The organism is uncultured Shewanella sp. (assembly GCF_947497935.1).
GTDB lineage: Bacteria > Pseudomonadota > Gammaproteobacteria > Enterobacterales > Shewanellaceae > Shewanella.
Window position 1 is genome coordinate 14325 of sequence record NZ_CANMIO010000031.1, and the last position, 16594, is coordinate 30918.

General features: G+C 44.4%; 14 protein-coding genes. 10 read left to right on the forward strand and 4 right to left on the reverse strand.

The window, feature by feature from the left end; translation table 11 throughout:
* The first annotated feature begins 12 nt into the window (after positions 1-12).
* The 9 genes from sspA (at position 13) to Q1A86_RS20195 (ending at position 11427) form a co-directional block, all read left to right on the forward strand.
* Positions 13-642, forward strand: a complete 630-nt coding sequence (gene sspA, locus Q1A86_RS20155) for a stringent starvation protein SspA (protein ID WP_012156731.1) — start codon at positions 13-15, stop codon at positions 640-642.
* Positions 642-1103 (forward strand): ClpXP protease specificity-enhancing factor, encoded by a 462-nt coding sequence (locus Q1A86_RS20160; protein WP_299810959.1) that lies wholly within the window; start codon positions 642-644, stop codon positions 1101-1103. Before sspA ends, Q1A86_RS20160 begins: the two co-directional genes overlap by 1 nt.
* 225 nt (positions 1104-1328) lie before the next feature.
* On the forward strand, positions 1329-1901 hold the full coding sequence (locus Q1A86_RS20165) for an aminodeoxychorismate/anthranilate synthase component II (protein ID WP_299810988.1): 573 nt from the start codon (positions 1329-1331) through the stop codon (positions 1899-1901).
* A gap of 289 nt (positions 1902-2190) precedes the next feature.
* Positions 2191-4686, forward strand: coding sequence for a prolyl oligopeptidase family serine peptidase (locus Q1A86_RS20170; protein WP_299810962.1), 2496 nt, complete (start codon positions 2191-2193; stop codon positions 4684-4686).
* Positions 4687-4846: 160 nt separating this feature from the next.
* On the forward strand, positions 4847-5989 hold the full coding sequence (locus Q1A86_RS20175; RefSeq protein ID WP_299810965.1) for an HDOD domain-containing protein: 1143 nt from the start codon (positions 4847-4849) through the stop codon (positions 5987-5989).
* A gap of 640 nt (positions 5990-6629) precedes the next feature.
* Positions 6630-7847, forward strand: a complete 1218-nt coding sequence (locus Q1A86_RS20180; RefSeq protein ID WP_299810968.1) for an aspartate aminotransferase family protein — start codon at positions 6630-6632, stop codon at positions 7845-7847.
* A 135-nt stretch (positions 7848-7982) separates the two neighbouring features.
* Entirely contained in the window at positions 7983-9002 is a 1020-nt protein-coding gene (astA, locus tag Q1A86_RS20185; protein ID WP_299810970.1) for an arginine N-succinyltransferase, read from the forward strand.
* Between the two features lie 9 nt (positions 9003-9011).
* Positions 9012-10472 (forward strand): succinylglutamate-semialdehyde dehydrogenase, encoded by a 1461-nt coding sequence (gene astD, locus Q1A86_RS20190; protein WP_299810973.1) that lies wholly within the window; start codon positions 9012-9014, stop codon positions 10470-10472.
* A gap of 154 nt (positions 10473-10626) precedes the next feature.
* On the forward strand, positions 10627-11427 hold the full coding sequence (locus Q1A86_RS20195) for a DUF1338 domain-containing protein (protein ID WP_299810975.1): 801 nt from the start codon (positions 10627-10629) through the stop codon (positions 11425-11427).
* A gap of 77 nt (positions 11428-11504) precedes the next feature.
* On the opposite strand, the gene Q1A86_RS20200 is transcribed toward Q1A86_RS20195, so the two are convergent.
* From Q1A86_RS20200 to crp, 4 genes are all read right to left on the reverse strand, one after another.
* Positions 11505-12830 (reverse strand): ATP-binding protein, encoded by a 1326-nt coding sequence (locus tag Q1A86_RS20200; protein ID WP_299810978.1) that lies wholly within the window; start codon positions 12828-12830, stop codon positions 11505-11507.
* Entirely contained in the window at positions 12827-13501 is a 675-nt protein-coding gene (locus Q1A86_RS20205) for a response regulator transcription factor (RefSeq protein WP_299810981.1), read from the reverse strand. The genes Q1A86_RS20200 and Q1A86_RS20205 overlap by 4 nt, the downstream gene beginning before the upstream one ends.
* A gap of 109 nt (positions 13502-13610) precedes the next feature.
* Positions 13611-13919, reverse strand: a complete 309-nt coding sequence (locus Q1A86_RS20210) for a hypothetical protein (RefSeq protein WP_299810991.1) — start codon at positions 13917-13919, stop codon at positions 13611-13613.
* Between the two features lie 109 nt (positions 13920-14028).
* On the reverse strand, positions 14029-14664 hold the full coding sequence (crp, locus tag Q1A86_RS20215) for a cAMP-activated global transcriptional regulator CRP (RefSeq protein WP_012156707.1): 636 nt from the start codon (positions 14662-14664) through the stop codon (positions 14029-14031).
* A 455-nt stretch (positions 14665-15119) separates the two neighbouring features.
* Between crp and Q1A86_RS20220 the strand changes: the two genes are divergently transcribed.
* A complete protein-coding gene (locus Q1A86_RS20220; protein WP_299810985.1) occupies positions 15120-15902 on the forward strand; it encodes a tetratricopeptide repeat protein in 783 nt (260 codons plus the stop codon).
* Positions 15903-16594: the final 692 nt, after the last annotated feature.

Below are 16594 nucleotides of genomic sequence, written 5' to 3' on the forward strand. Positions count from 1 at the left end.
CGGAGGGTATCAATGGCTGTTGCTGCCAATAAACGCTCAATCATGACCCTGTATTCAGGTGCAGACGACCTTTATAGCCATCAAGTTCGTATCGTTCTTGCTGAAAAAGGTGTCACGGTTGATGTACTACAGGTTGATCCAAATGAGATCCCTGAAGACTTGATCGAGCTAAACCCGTACAACACAGTGCCAACTTTGGTAGACAGAGAGCTAGTTCTTTATAACTCTCGTATCATTATGGAGTATCTAGATGAGCGTTTCCCTCATCCTCCACTAATGCCTGTTTATCCGGTTTCACGTGGTCAAACACGTCTTTGGATGCACCGCATCGAAGAAGACTGGTATGCCCTTGTAGAACGTATTCGCAAAGGCGACCGTGCTGATGCTGCTCGCAAAGAGCTTCAAGAAGGTCTTACTGCTATCGCGCCAATCTTCGGTGAAGTGCCTTACTTCATGAGTGAAGAGTTTGGCTTAGCAGATTGCTATCTTGGTCCACTATTGTGGCGTCTGCCAGTACTAGGTATCGAACTTGATAGCCGTACTGCTAAAGATATCAAAGCTTACATGACACGCCTTTTTGATCGTGAATCATTTAAAGCTTCTCTAACCGAGACTGAGCGCGAAATGCGCATGGGTATCTAATGAAAGAGCTAACCCCGAACCGTCCATACTTGCTGCGGGCTTATTACGACTGGTTGATGGATAACCAGTTAACGCCCCATGTTGTTGTCGATGCTTATGTGCCAGGCACACAGGTACCACAGCAATATGTTAAAGATGGTCAAATTGTACTTAATATTACCGAGAGTGCTGTGGGTGGACTGCAGATCACGAACGAGTTTATTGAGTTCAGTGCGCGTTTTGGCGGTGTTCCTCAGCAGGTACTATTGCCTATGGCTTCTATCGTTGCCATCTATGCCAGAGAAAATGGCGCTGGTACCGTCTTCGAACTAGAAGAAGCCTATCAGTTAGGTGATGATTTTGAAGAGGAAGCAGGGCTTTCAGTTGTGAAAGAGCCTGTTGTTGAAACTAGCGAGCCAGAAGCCGAAAAAGTTGAGGCTAAAGAGGCAAAACGACGCGGTCATTTAACCTTGGTTAAATAAGCTATTAAAGCCAGTTTCAAGCGAATAAAAAGCCAGTCTTAGGACTGGCTTTTTTGTGGGTGTAATGTTGTGTTGGGAAGACGATTTATTGCTTAGGTGATCAGTTTTGCACTCTGTGGTAGCATCTGCGCCCAAATCATCCACATTTAGTTTTATTGGACTGCCATGGCAATTGGCCTTTTAGGTAGCAACAATAAAATTAGCAGCATAGGTTCTTGGATCTTTATGATCTTAATGATCGACAATTACGACTCATTTACTTTCAATTTGGTGCAGTATTTTCAGCAGCTTGGACAAGATATTGTGGTTAAGCGCAATGATGAAATTACCATTAATGAGATAGAGTCTCTCGCGCCCAGTCACATTGTGATTTCTCCTGGCCCATGTACGCCGAATGAGGCTGGATTGTCGCTGTCTATCATTAAACACTTTGCTGGCAAACTGCCTATTTTAGGGGTTTGCCTTGGACATCAAGCGATTGCGCAAGTATTTGGCGCCAATGTGATTCGAGCCAAACGGGTAATGCATGGCAAAACGAGTGTCATATCGCACAATAATAACGGCTTATTTAGCGGCTTGAATAACCCACTTACGGTGACCCGATACCACTCCTTGTTAGTGGACGCTATTCCTGATGGCTTTATCTTGGATGCTTGGTTTGACGATCCTGTACATGGCCGTGAGATTATGGGCATGAGCATGCCAGCGAAAAAGATCTACGGCGTGCAGTTTCACCCCGAATCGATTCTGACTCAGCAAGGTCATGAGTTACTAGCCAACTTCATAAATATCAGCTAAACCTCTGCTCGCTGTTACATATCTCTAATATCGATGATGGGAGCTCTGGGGGGGGATAGCAATAATTTGATGCTTGCTGTTTCACTCTTATTCTTACTCCTGCTCCAATTTTACTTTCTGGCTCAGCATATATATTTAAACCGAACAAGGTCATGAGCTGTTGGTTAACTTTATCAATATTAGTTGAAGCGCTACCATCTGTTACAAATTTTACCTACTTTTCAAATAAGTCCGTTGCCAAAATGTGGTATAAAAGTCCGCAAAAATACCAATAATAATAGGGATGGATATGAAAAGCGTCATTCGTCATGTCGGCTTTAGTGCACTTTCACTGGCAGTATTAGCGGGTTGTAGCGCAACCAATGGCTCTACAGAACAAACTCAAGCTACTAATCAGGTAGCGAATCAAACAACTCTAGTGGCCATATCGGCACCTCCTCAAGTTGATCAAGCGTTAACCTTAAATCAAATCATGGCGAATCCTGATTGGATGGGATTATTTGCCAACGGTGCCTATTGGAGCGATGACGGTCAGTCTATCTACTTTGCGAGACAAGCCCACGGTGCACCGACTAAAACCTATTATCAGCAAAATATTGATGGCACTGCAGCGAGCGAGCTGGCATTAAACCAGCTACATAGCGCCGATCAGCGCCGTGGTGTGCTAAACAGTGACAAGACGCGTAAAGCCTATATCTATCAAGGTAACTTGTTCGTTAAAGATCTTAATAGCGGCAAGGTGACTCAGCTAACGCGTCAAAACGCTGCCATTGATGGTGTGCGCTTTTTAAATAATGGTGATATCGCTTACTGGCAAGGCGATAATATCTTTAAAATCCATCAAGATTCTGGTTTGCTAGAAGAGATCGCTAACATCAAGATGGTAGCAGAGCCTAAAGGTGTACAAGCGCCATCAAGTTATATTGCCAAGCAGCAACATAGACTGATCCAGTATGTTGCTATGCAGCAAGATAATGCCAAAGCGAAGCAAGAGTATAAGGCTGAGCTAGCTAAAGTCGATCCGACTATGTCAGCCAAGACTTGGTATTTGGGCGATAAAGAAATCGTGACCAATTTAAGTCTGTCGCCAGATGGCCGTTATGTGATAGTTGCGCTTAAAGATAAAGATTATAGCTGGCGTGGCGAGCACGACATCATGCCTAATTACCTGGGGAAAGACGGTTATGTCGATGCAGTACCTGCCCGTGCTCGCGTCGCAGAAGATAAGAATCCGGGTGAACGCTTGGTGCTGCTGGATCTAGATACTCATAGCAAAAAAGATATCACCATCGAAGGCCTAACAGGCTTCGATGAAGATGTGTTAGCGGCAGTAAAAACGGAAAACGCTAAAGCAAAAGGAAAAAGCTACAAGAGTAAAAAGGCGCCGCGTAATCTGCAGTTGATGCAAGACTGGGGCTGGTCACAAAGTGCTATTCAGTGGGCAGAGTCTGGTAACAAAGTCGCGGTTATGCTGGAAGCGGTAGACAATAAAGATCGCTGGATAGCCACAGTTAATCTAGATAAAGGCAGCCTAACTACTCAGCACCGTCTGCATGATGATGCTTGGGTTAACTATAACTTTAATCAGTATGGCTGGCTGCCAAATAGCGATAGCTTGTATTACCTATCGGAAGAAACTGGCTTTTCACATATTTACCTTAAACAGCAAGGCGAGAAAGCCAAGGCATTAACCACGGGGAAATTTGTGGTTAGCGATATCACCTTGGGCCCTAAAGCGCAGTTTATCTACTACAAAGCCAATAAAACCCACCCAGGTATTGATAACGTTTACCGCGTAGAAATTGCGACTGGTAAAGATGAGCAATTAACCGAGTGGCAAGGCCAGCTTGATTACACCTTAAGCCCAGACGGCAGTGCACTGCTATTAAATGCATCGACCCGTATTCAGCCTGCGGAGCTGTTTGTACAACCAATTGGCGGCGAGCTTAAGCAGTTAACTAATTACACTAGCGATGCATTTAAAAACTATGCATGGCAAGCGCCTGAGGTTGTAGCAGTACCGTCTACTCACGGTGCGGGTGAGGTTTATGCTCGAGTATATGTGCCACAAGGTTACAGTAAAGATAATGCTGATAAGTATCCAGCGGTGATCTTTAACCATGGTGCAGGTTATTTGCAAAATGCCCACTACGGTTTCTCTGGTTACTTCAGAGAGTTCATGTTCCATAACCTATTGGCACAGCAGGGCTATGTGGTGATGGATATGGATTACCGTGGCTCTAAAGGTTATGGCCGCGATTGGCGCACAGCAGTGTACCGTCAAATGGGTACACCTGAGGTGGAAGATCTTAAAGATGGCGTAAATTGGATGGCGGCTAACGTTAATGTCGATGCGGGTAAGGTTGGTACTTACGGTGGCTCTTACGGTGGCTTCTTAACCTTTATGGCGTTGTTTAATGAGCCTGAGTTGTTTCAAGCCGGTGCGGCACTGCGACCGGTAACCGACTGGGCACACTACAATGCGCCTTATACCTCTAATATTTTGAACACGCCTGATGTTGACCCCATCGCCTATGAGCGTAGCTCGCCGATTGAACATGCTGACGGGTTACAAAAGCCATTGCTTATTATGAGCGGCGTACTCGATGACAACGTTTTCTTCCAAGATAGCGTGCGTCTAGTACAGCGCTTGATTGAGCTTGAAAAACCAATGTTTGAAACCGCGATTTATCCGGTGGAGCCTCATGGTTTCCGTCAGCCTTCAAGTTGGTTAGATGAATACCGCCGTATTCATAAGCTATTTGAGCAGGAACTTAAAAAATAGTCCTGAATTTTGCACTTAAACTAAAGGCTCCCATGGGAGCCTTTTTATTTTGATTAATCGATTAAGAAGATGGATTCTTAATTTTCTACTCGTCAGTTTTAGCCAAAGTTATGATTAATGGGTAGACTGGTAGCAATAGTTAAAGGGAGTGTGTTAATTAGTGGCAATTTCGGTAGCTGGCGGGGTTAAACCTGCACAAATCATAGAGATAGAGCAACGACTGCTAAAACAATTAATTGTCGGAAAGGGCAAAGCGGTTGTGATGGCTGATGACATCCACCCTGAGCTAGAGGTTGATGCTAACAAGCTCGAGATCGAACGCGAGGCTATTCAAGCAAGGTTAGCGAAACAGAACCAGGCTAAGGCCATTTTTGACGCTGTCTCCAATCAATTACTAACGAGTGTTAATGCCAATATCGAGCATCAGTTATCGACTCCTGAACACGTACTAAAATTATCAAAGCTTGATGCAAAACAGATTTTATTGCTGGAGTTACTGTATTCGCCTCAAGTTGATTTAGTCCGTATAAGGCCATTAGTGGCGGCACTGCCATGGTTAGAGCGAGACTTAGTTAATATGGTCAATAGCCCAACCTTCAGGCATCGTAGGCCAAAATCATCCGAGGTTCAGGTCAGCGATATTAAATTAGTACTTAACTATATTGGTATCGAAAACCTACAGGCTTTAGTTCCCTATTATTGCCTAAGGAATTTAATGCCAACTGGTCAACCACAAATGTTGTGGTTAACTCGAAAAATATGGCGCTATAGCGTAGTGGCAGCCATAGCTGCACAGGCATTAGCGTCTTTGCATGAAAAGAACTCTGCATTCATCTATAGCTGCAGCTTGATGAGCCAATTAGGCACTACTTGTGTGATCAACCAATGTGCAAAAACTTTCGATGATATGTGGGGTACTTGGCTGAGAGAAGCGAGTGCCAGCCGCGATAAAGAGCTTTATGATGCCGTTATGGCAACTGAGTTCCCAGCCAATGATGTCTATCAGCAAGTATTGACCCATAGTCGCTCGCTTAACTGGCAACTGCTAAGCCTCTTGAAGTTTGACAATAGTCGTCTAACCCAAACCTACAGGGCCATCGATACTAAGATTAAATACGCTGAACTAGATGAGGATTCAGCCTTAATCGAGCGAGCTAACTGCTATGCAAAAGTCTATTTGCTAAAAGAGGCTAATAATATTACTGCTGCGGAGTGCCGTTTAATGTTTGATTATTATCAAATATCAGAACAGGAACAGATCCGTTTGAGTGGGCAAAATTTTCGTAAGCTTGCACTCTTTTAAGTTTACTCATTTTGTTAACCAACATGGCATTATTAAGCTAAGGTTTAGTCGTACTGAGTACTCGTTTACTACAGTTTGTGTAAGAAATTAGTTTAAATCCTTTGTCTATTTACTGCTTTTTACTCGGGGCTATCCCTAACTCTTCATACTTGCCGTCCATCTTTTGGTGCAAATTTTGTATGGTTTATGCAGTATTGGCATAATAACGAAATCCCAAATAATCGACGCTGTAAATGGTATACAATTTTAGCGCCCTCGAGTTGCCTATCATGCCCCTATTTCAGCTTGGTTAAAGACTAGGCTAATTAATAAAAACTGAACTAAAACACACATAATCGCGTAGTTAGTTATTCATTATGTGTGAATAACTAATGATTTGTGGCGCTAAGTAACTTTTTTATGACTATTTATGCTTAAAGCCCCGCTATATCCGCTTTGTTAATTCCAAAACTCAAATCTTTATGCAGTGTTTACGGACATAGCTCACTTGAATGTTGTTAAAAACTGGTATTTTGATCACATTTTAGCTAATAATGTCCTTCATGTTACACAAACAATCGCAGTGTCACCTACACAAGATAAAGACACAGGGCGGAAAACGACCTGCTAAAAGGTCGATAATTATGAAGGATGAGAAGGAATGAGCTCAAATATGAATCTTACACGTGCCCAATTTGACGAAGTTATGGTGCCTAACTATGCGCCTTCTGCTGTAATTCCTGTTCGTGGCGAAGGTAGCCGAGTTTGGGATCAAGAAGGTAAAGAGTATATCGACTTTGCTGGTGGTATCGCGGTTAATTGTTTAGGTCATTGTCATCCAGCCTTAGTTGGCGCGCTAAAGACCCAAGGCGAGAAGCTTTGGCACCTTGCTAACGTCATGACAAACGAGCCAGCGCTAGAGCTAGCGACTAAGCTTGTCGATGCCACATTTGCCGACCGTGTTTATTTTGCAAACTCGGGCGCAGAAGCAAACGAAGCGGCACTTAAGCTAGTTCGTCGTTATGCTATGGATAAGTTTGGTGCAGAAAAAGATCAAATCATCGCATTCGATAAAGCCTTCCATGGCCGTACTTTCTTTACCGTAAGCGTGGGCGGTCAAGCGGCCTATTCAGACGGTTTTGGTCCTAAGCCGCAGAGCATTACTCATGTCCCGTTCAATGATATCGCAGCACTAGAAGCTGTCTTCTCTGATAAGACTTGTGCGGTAATGATGGAGCCGCTTCAAGGCGAAGGTGGCATTATCGATGCCGATCCAGAGTTTCTAAAGGCGGTGCGTGCTCTTTGTGATAAGCACAATGCATTGTTGGTATTCGATGAAGTACAAACGGGTGTGGGTCGTCTAGGTGAGCTTTATGCTTACATGCGTGGCGATGTGGTACCTGATGTACTAACAACGGCAAAAGCGTTAGGTGGCGGCTTCCCAATTGCGGCTATGCTAACAACAAAAGAGATTGCCGATCACCTTAAGATAGGTACTCATGGTTCTACCTACGGCGGTAACCCTCTAGCTTGTGCGGTAGGTAATGCGGTACTGGATGTGGTTAACACACCTGAAGTTCTAAACGGTGTTAAGCAGCGCGAGCAGTTATTGCGTGACGGCCTAAAGCAGATCAACGATAAATACGACGTCTTCACTGAAATACGTGGCCAAGGTCTGTTGCTAGGTGCGGTTATGAATGAAAGATTCCAGGGCCGCGCCAAAGAGTTCTTAGTTGCTGGTATTGACGAAGGCGTAATGAGCCTAGTTGCTGGTGCAAACGTGATTCGCTTCACCCCATCTCTAGTGATCCCTGAAGCCGATATCGCCGAAGGTCTAGTGCGTTTTGAGCGTGCAGTCGCTAAAGTTGTCAAAGCCTAAAGGCCAAACGGAGTGTTATCTGTGATAGCGCTCCTTTTTTTGTCTTTAGGATAACTTGAGCGTTTATTGGCCTGTACTTGTCACCTATTGATAAGACAGACAATTAACGCCAAGTGATAGTGAGGAGACTCCTAGATGCTAGTTATACGTCCAATCCGAACGACTGACTTTGATGCCCTATATCAAATTGCAGAAGAGTCGGGACATGGATTCACATCACTACCTGTGAATGCTGACCTACTGAGAAGCAAGATTGCTCGAGTCGAAGCATCATTTACCAAGCAGATCGATAAGCCTTTTGACGAAGGCTATTTGATGGTGCTTGAAGATACTGAAACCGGCGAAGTTGTCGGTACATGCGGTATTGAAGCTGCTGTTGGGATGGAAGATGCCTTTTACCATTATCGACTAGGTACTGAAGTTTACTACTCTGAGCAGATTGGTGTGCGTAATGAGGTTGAAACCTTAACTCTTTGCCACGATTACACTGGCGCTGCTGAGCTTTGCACACTGTTTTTACGCAGTAGTTACCGTAAAAACAACAATGGTCGCATGCTCTCAAGAAGCCGGTTCCTGTTTCTGGCGCAACACGCTGAGCGATTCGGTGACACTGTGATCGCCGAGATGCGTGGTGAAAGCGATGCCGAAGGTAACTCACCTTTCTATGGTTGGTTACAAGAGCACTTCTTAGGTATCGACTTTGTTCAGGCTGATTACCTGTCAGGATTGAGCCAAAAAGCATTTATGGCAGAGATGATGCCCAAAAATGCTGTCTATGTATGTCTACTGCCTAAAGAAGCGCAGAAAGTGATTGGTGAAGTGCACGCTAATACCCGCCCAGCACTTAATCTGTTACAAGCGGAAGGCTTTAGGTGTCGTGGTTATGTCGATATTTTCGATGCAGGCCCTACGGTCGAGTGTCAGCTACATGATATTCGCTCCGTACGTGAGAGCCGTTTGCTAACCGTTACTATCGGTGAGACGCCAAGCGATGCCACAAGCTACATAGTTTCAAATACCCAGTTAGCTAATTACCGTGCTACAGCAGTCAATTTAGCCGTAGTCGACGACAGTGACGTCGTGATCTTAGATCCCCAAACTGCAGAGGGCCTAATGGTCGCAGAGGGTGAGCAGATCCGCGTCTTGCCAATGTAGGAATAGAAAATGACACAATTTATTGAAGGTAAGTGGGTTGAAGGCCTAGGTCACGAAGTGACATCAATTAACCCAGCCAACCAAGAAGTGATCTGGAACAGTAAAACCGCTACACCAGAGCAAGTTGGTATCGCCGTCGATGCGGCACGTAACGCCCAATTTGATTGGTTTATGCTGGGCTTTGATGCGCGTCTTGCCATCGTCGAAGCGTATCGCGATCAGCTCGAAGCTAATAAGGCCGAGATGGCGGAAGTGATCGCTCAAGAAACCGGTAAACCGCAGTGGGAAACCGCGACAGAAGCGGGCGCCATGATAGGTAAAATTGGTCTATCTGTTGCCGCTTATAACAAGCGTACAGGCACCACTGAGAATGACACGCCGGCAGGCCGCGCAGTACTGCGTCATAAGCCACATGGCGTGGTTGCTGTGTTTGGCCCATATAACTTCCCAGGCCACTTACCTAATGGTCACATAGTGCCAGCATTGCTTGCGGGTAATACAGTGGTATTTAAGCCATCAGAACTAACGCCTAAAGTTGCCGAGCTAATGCTTAAACTTTGGGAAAAGGCCGGTCTACCGAAAGGCGTGATTAACCTAGTTCAAGGCGAAGTCGAAACGGGTAAGGCACTTGCTGCTCACCCGCAAATTGACGGTCTATTCTTTACGGGTAGCTCTCGTACAGGTCATATTTTGCATCAACAGTATGCAGGCGATCCTGGCAAGATCTTGGCGCTAGAGATGGGTGGAAACAACCCGCTTATCATCAAAGACGTGGCCGATACTAAAGCCGCCGTGCACGACATCATTCAGTCTGCTTATATTTCTGCTGGCCAGCGCTGTACCTGTGCGCGCCGCCTCTATGTAGAAAAAGGCGCTGCAGGTGACGCATTACTTGAGCAACTTGTTGCAGCGGTTAAGCAAATTCAAGTCGGTCCTTGGAATGCACAGCCTCAACCATTTATGGGATCTATGATCTCAGAGACAGCAGCAAAAGGCATGGTTGAAGCGCAGCGTAACCTAGTAAACCTTGGCGGTAATGTCCTAGTTGAATTAACTCATCTTGAAGCGGGAACAGGCTTAGTTTCACCAGGCCTTATCGATGTGACAGACGTTATCGAGCTACCAGATGAAGAGTACTTTGGTCCACTGTTACAAGTGGTACGTTATAGCGACTTTGATGAGGCTATTAAGCTAGCTAACGCGACGCGTTATGGTCTATCGGCAGGTATTTTGGCTGATAGTCGCGAAGATTATGACTATTTCCTTGCTCGTATTCGTGCAGGTATCGTTAACTGGAACAAGCAGATCACAGGCGCTTCAGGCGCTGCACCATTTGGTGGTGTCGGTGCATCGGGTAACCACAGAGCGAGTGCGTTCTACGCCGCCGACTACTGTGCATATCCTGTCGCTTCTGTTGAAGCCGATGCGGTCAGTCTGCCAGCCACATTGAGTCCGGGTTTGAGTATTTAACCTTAGGCACAAATCGAAAGGGAAGCGCTCGGGGCGCTTCCCTTTTGTTTATTACGACAAAACAAGCAAGCAGTATCCCTAAAACGTGTACAGCCGCGTGGCCTAAATAGACTAATAAACAAGCAGGTGACACGCTGGCGTAAAGGAGTTAACAATGCACACGAATGTAAACGAGCTATTTGAAGCACTGTGGCAAGACTATATCGAAATGACGCCTTCGGCGGCTAAGGTTCATCAGCTGTTGTCGAAAGGCAGTGCGATTATTAATGATCATATTGCACTTAGAACCTTTAATATTGCCAAGGTTAACCTTGAAGTATTGGCTAAGCATTTCGAGTCGATCGGCTATGTCGCCTGTGGAGACTATAAGTTTGAAGCCAAGAAGCTAAATGCTAAACATTTTGAGCACCCAGACAGTACACAGCCTAAAGTGTTTATCTCAGAGCTATTAGTCGAAGAATTTAGCGATGAGCTGCAATCAACCGTTAAAGGCTTGATTGAGCAGATTGATACTGCTGCAACGACAGCCGATAACTTCTTGTACTCAGGTCGTCACTGGGGACTAGATACTCAGACCTATGAAGCCTTATTAGCCGAGAGTGAGTATGCTGCTTGGGTTGCCGCTTTTGGCTACCGAGCTAATCACTTTACCGTGTCGATTAATCACTTAGCAGGCTTTGACACTATTTTTGAGGTGAATGATGCCTTAAAAGCGGCGGGTTTTGTGTTGAATGCATCTGGCGGAGAAGTCAAAGGTAGTAGCGAAGTGTTACTCGAACAGTCTTCGACTATGGCTGATAAGATCTCAGTTAGCTTCTCAGACGCTGTGATTAACATTCCTAGCTGTTTTTATGAGTTTGCCTTGCGCTATCCTAAAGCGGACGGAGAGCTTTACACAGGCTTTGTGGCTGCCTCTGCTGATAAGATCTTCGAAAGCACAAACGTCAACGGTTAGTTCCTACGCTAATACGTAAAAAAGCCGGATTTGAGTCCGGCTTTTTTGTGGGTGAGTCATGCTTAATTGATGCAGTATTAAAACAGTAAGGTCACTTTCAGGCCTGATAGGCTCTGGCTGTGTTCAAACTTAAGTTCAATCTTGTACTGCTCGGCAATATCTTTAACGATTGATAAGCCTAAGCCGTGCCCCATGGTAGCTTCATCGAGTCGCTTACCCCTATGGGTCAATAGCGCTAACTCTTCAGTCTCAACTCCAGGGCCATCGTCTTCTATGCTCAACTTAAGCTGCTGATCATGATTGCTAATACAGATCCTGATTTCTGAGTTTGCCCACTTATAAGCGTTATCGAGTAGATTACCCAGTAACTCCATACCATCTTCTCGATGCATCGGCAGCCTAGTAATAGCGCTTGGGATATTGAAGCGACAATGAATCGATTTGGTGCGGTGAACCTTATTTAGAGTCAGAGCTAAGTCTTCGAGATCTTTGGGCAATTGCATCTGCGCCGCAGGTAGCATGTCGCCAGTGATCCGCGCCGCAGCTAACTTACGCTCAATCATCTTATGCACCAAATCGAGTTGCTTCTGTAACGCGTCGGCCGACTCAGGCTCTTTTAAATACAGCGCTTCGACTTGCTGTTGCATTACGGCCAGTGGGGTTTTTAGCCCATGGCTTAAGTTTCCCAAGTTATTGCGACTGCGTTCTATCTGCTTGCTGGAATAGGCGAGTAACTCATTATAGTTTTTCGCTAGTGGCTGCAACTCGAGCGGAATAGAGTTGAGATCGAAAGAGGAAATTTCTCCTTCACGTAGCTTAGCTAGGGTATCTTTCATCTGGTTAACGGGTTTAAAAGACTGGCGTAGTACCAAGAAGATCCCTGTGATCATCGCCAGCAACATGGCGAGGTTTACGATGAGTTTAGTGCCATAGACCTCGGAGAATACTTTTCGGCCAATACTCAGATCCTGAGCAACGGTTAGTGTGGCGCTGATCCCTGACGTGTCTGACTTTAAACCGATAGAGAGTAGCTGAATATCATGATTTTGTGGTCCTTTAGTCTGCCAGGCCCGAGTTTCACCTTTCTCCAGATCCACCACTTCGAGGCGTTGATCCCATAAAGAGCGTGACCTTAACTCTTGCTCAGGCAGATCGAGCTGATAATAACGTCCTGAGTAAACAGGACGATAGAAACTGGAAAGCTGACTCTCGTCGATACTAAAGGTGCTATCTTCGAGGTGAGTGGCAAGCAAAACTTGCTGCAGATCTTCTTGTAATCTGGCGATGATCGAGTCGTGGAAGGCTTGGCGTAGCATTGACTCGAAAAAGATAATCCCCACGGCAGTGGCGATCACCACTAAGCCTGTTAACCACAGGCTTAGCTTGGTGCGGATTGAGATCATTGAGTTAGGCCGTGAAAGATATACCCTTGGCCGCGACGAGTCTCGATAGCCGTTTTACCCAGTTTTTTACGTAGGTGGGTCACATAAACCTCAACCACATTACTCTCTTTCTCATCATCAAATTGATAAAGCTTATCGGTCAGTTGAGCTTTAGATAACAGCTTTTTAGGCGACATAAGGAAGATTTTAAGTAATCTAAACTCCATGGCTGTAAGCTCGAACGTCTGCTCGCCTACTGTCACCGATTGCTGTCCCTCATCGAGGGCTACACCTGCATAAGTGAGCTGCTTGTTCGGAGTGTTAGCCTTGCCGTGTGCACGCTGAATTAGCGCCTGAATACGAACCAATAACTCCTGGGTATGGAACGGTTTGCCTAAATAATCATCGGCGCCAGAGTTAAAGCCTTCAACTTTTTCATGCCATTGGCTTCTTGCTGTAAGCATAATCACTGGAGTGTGAATACCTTGCTCACGCCAGCTTTCAAGCAGCTCTAGGCCATTACCGTCCGGCAGGCCGATATCGAGAATGACGCAGTCGTAATTGGTTTCTTTGATTAGGTAATCAGCCTCACTGACTCTATCAGTGCTGTCTGTAACATAACCAGCTTGTTTAAGCTGTTTTACTAGCTCTTCGACTAATAAGGTGTTGTCTTCAACAAGAAGTAATTTCATAGGATGCTCTCAATGATGCCTAGTAGAGTGAAAGGCGTTTTACAGAGTTAGGTCATGTTAACCCAAAAGTACCAGATCAGTGCAATTAGATTTGATTCTTAAGTCATTATTAAACTTGTTTGGCGTTACAACTGGCAGGAAGCTGGGTTGGCTTAGCCAGTTGCCCTGTGCTGGCGTCGAGTACTAGCTCAACGAGTTGACCTTTTAGGGTGCGAATTTGCACTTCATAGCGCCACTTACCATGGTGTTGATATAAGTGAGCATCAATGAGTTTGCCATGGCACATGGCTTGGATACTACTAAGAGTGAGGTCAAGGGAGAGGATTTGACCGCTTTTGACTAAGGTCTGCGCTTCATAGTGTTGAACTTCAATTTTTTGATTAGCGACCGCTGCAGGTAAGTGTAGCATCGCAGCCATAAGGCATAGATATAATGCTAGTTTCACACTGAACTCCTAATAAAAAAATGGCCTGAGATAATCTCAGGCCACTTTATAGAAGCTGTCTTAAACCGAGCTTAATACTGACTTATCGTGTTCCGTAAACCACAATAGTTTTGCCATGTGCTTGGATAAGATTTTGTTCTTCAAGCATTTTCAAGATACGACCAACAGTCTCACGAGAACAACCAACAATCTGGCCAATCTCTTGACGAGTGATCTTGATCTGCATGCCATCTGGATGCGTCATTGCATCTGGCTGCTTTGCAAGGTGAAGCAATGTTTGTGCAATTCTTCCAGCAACGTCAAGGAAAGCAAGATCACCTACTTTCTGGCTTGTGCTGTGTAGGCGGTAAGCCATCTGTGATGAAAGCTTCATCAAGATTTCTGGGTTAACTTGAATTAATTGCTTGAACTTCTTGTAAGAGATTTCAGCAATTTCACAAGCTTGCTTAGCGCGAACCCATGCAGTGCGTTCTGCTTGTTCTTCAAATAGACCTAGCTCACCGATAAAGTCGCCTTGGTTAAGGTAAGAAAGAATCATCTCTTTACCTTCTTCGTCTTTAATCAAGACGGCAACAGAACCTTTTACTATGTAGTAAAGCGTATCTGAATCTTCACCAGCGTGGATCAAAGTACTTTTGGCTGGATATTTATGAATGTGACAGTGTGATAAAAACCATTCCAAAGTTGGATCTGGTTTTGGCTTTCCAATCAGAGCCATGCCTATGTTCCTCGGCTGATTACATTATAAATGTAAGAATATGCTAATTAAGCATCTTACGTCAATTAAGCTATTAAAACCATGATAGAAGTCTTAGTTTAGACTTACTCGCTCAAAGCCTCCTAGCCATTTAGATATACGTATTCTGATACATTAGCAATATATGTCAACTGAATCCGCAGCTAAGCCTTATTGTTGAGTTAACAATTAGGCTTATATCACATCTTGTTACAATCTCATTCCCTTGAATGAAAGCTGGGTTGCATTTCTGTGTATATTTTATGCGTCAAACTTAGAGTTATTTACCAATAAAAACAATTCTCATTATTAATTATGTGGTATTTACACTCGACATTCTGGCTTATTTCTGGCTAACTTGAGGCAGAATAATATAAAGAGGCTGATAACGATTCTTCATGTTTTTAGTCATTTTTTATGCGTTGTAGGAGCCCATCGTGAATTGTAGACCTTGGATTTTAAATACTGTTGTGGTCTTGTGTTTAGCTGTCAGCAGCGGAGCTAGTGCATTTTCGATCCCACAACCTAAAGGCGCAGAAGAGGCAAGTCGCCTCGCACATATCCAACTAAAAGCGACTCAAGGTGACAAGGACGCTCAATACCTATTGGGTTTAATGTACTTATCTGGTCGTTTTGTCTCACAAAATCGAGACTTGGGTGTGCAGTGGCTCACCGATGCCGCCCAGCTTGGACATGCAAAAGCTCAGCAAACGATAGCAGATCTGGCTTTTGAAGGTAGCTTAATAAAGAGAGATCTTTCGACTGCAGAGCAGTGGTATAGTGAGTTAAGCAAACAAGGAAGCAAGTGGGCAAATTTTAGACTGGGCTTTATTTATGCCGCTGGCGGCCAAGGAATTGAGCGCAATTGCGGAAAGGCTGTCGAACAGTTTAACGCCGTGGGTGATATGATTTCTCTAGGTAATGTGGCTTGGATTCTGGCGACTTGTCCAGAAGCACAATATCGTAACGGTAATAAAGCACTAGAGTTATCTTTGGCATTACTAGAGTCGAATGAGCAAGATCCGACAAACTTGGATAATCTCGCCGCGGCTTATGCTGAAATAGGTGATTTTGATGCCGCTATTTCGACCCAGCAAAAAGCGATAGAAGCCTTAAATTTGAGTGCAGATCAAAGTAAAACAGTAGAGTTCAAGCAGCGACTTAAAACCTATCAAAACTACGAACCTTATCGTGAAGTTTTGCCGCTAACCGACAATTAGTGACTGATAGTATTAATGAATAGAAAGCTCCTAAATAGGGGCTTTTTTTGTATCTGAAACTAACAGTCTCAAGAACACAAACAGAGCAAGCATAGATGTAGAATTTGCTTTTTGTGTTTTTAAAAAGGTGATCTTTAGATAAGGTCAGCTAGCAACCCCAAGCAGACAAACAGATCAAGCATGCAGGTGGAATTTACTTTTTAAGGGAGTCTTTAAGAAGAGGTCAGTTAGCAATCCCAAGAAGATAAACAGATCAAGTATGGATGTGGAATTTACTTTTGGGGTTATTTATAAAGGTCAGCTAGCAATCCCAAGAAGGTAAACAGATCAAGCATGGATGTGGAATTTACTTTTGGGGTTATTTATAAAGGTCAGCTAGCAACCCCAAGCAGACAAACAGATCAAGCGTGGATGTGGAATTTACTTTTTAAGAGAGTTTTTAAGATAAGGTCAGCTAGCAATCCCAAGAAGGTAAACAGATCAAGCGTGGATGTGGAATTTACTTTTGGGCTTACTAGAAAATATTGAGAAAAGCTTATACACAAAGTCAGATAAGGTCAGCTAGCAATCCCAAGAAGGTAAACAGATCAAGCGTGACGGTGGAATTTACTTTTGGGCTTACTAGAAAATATTGAGAAAAGCTTATAAACAAAGTCAGATAAGGTCAGCTAGCAATCCCAAGAAGGTAAACA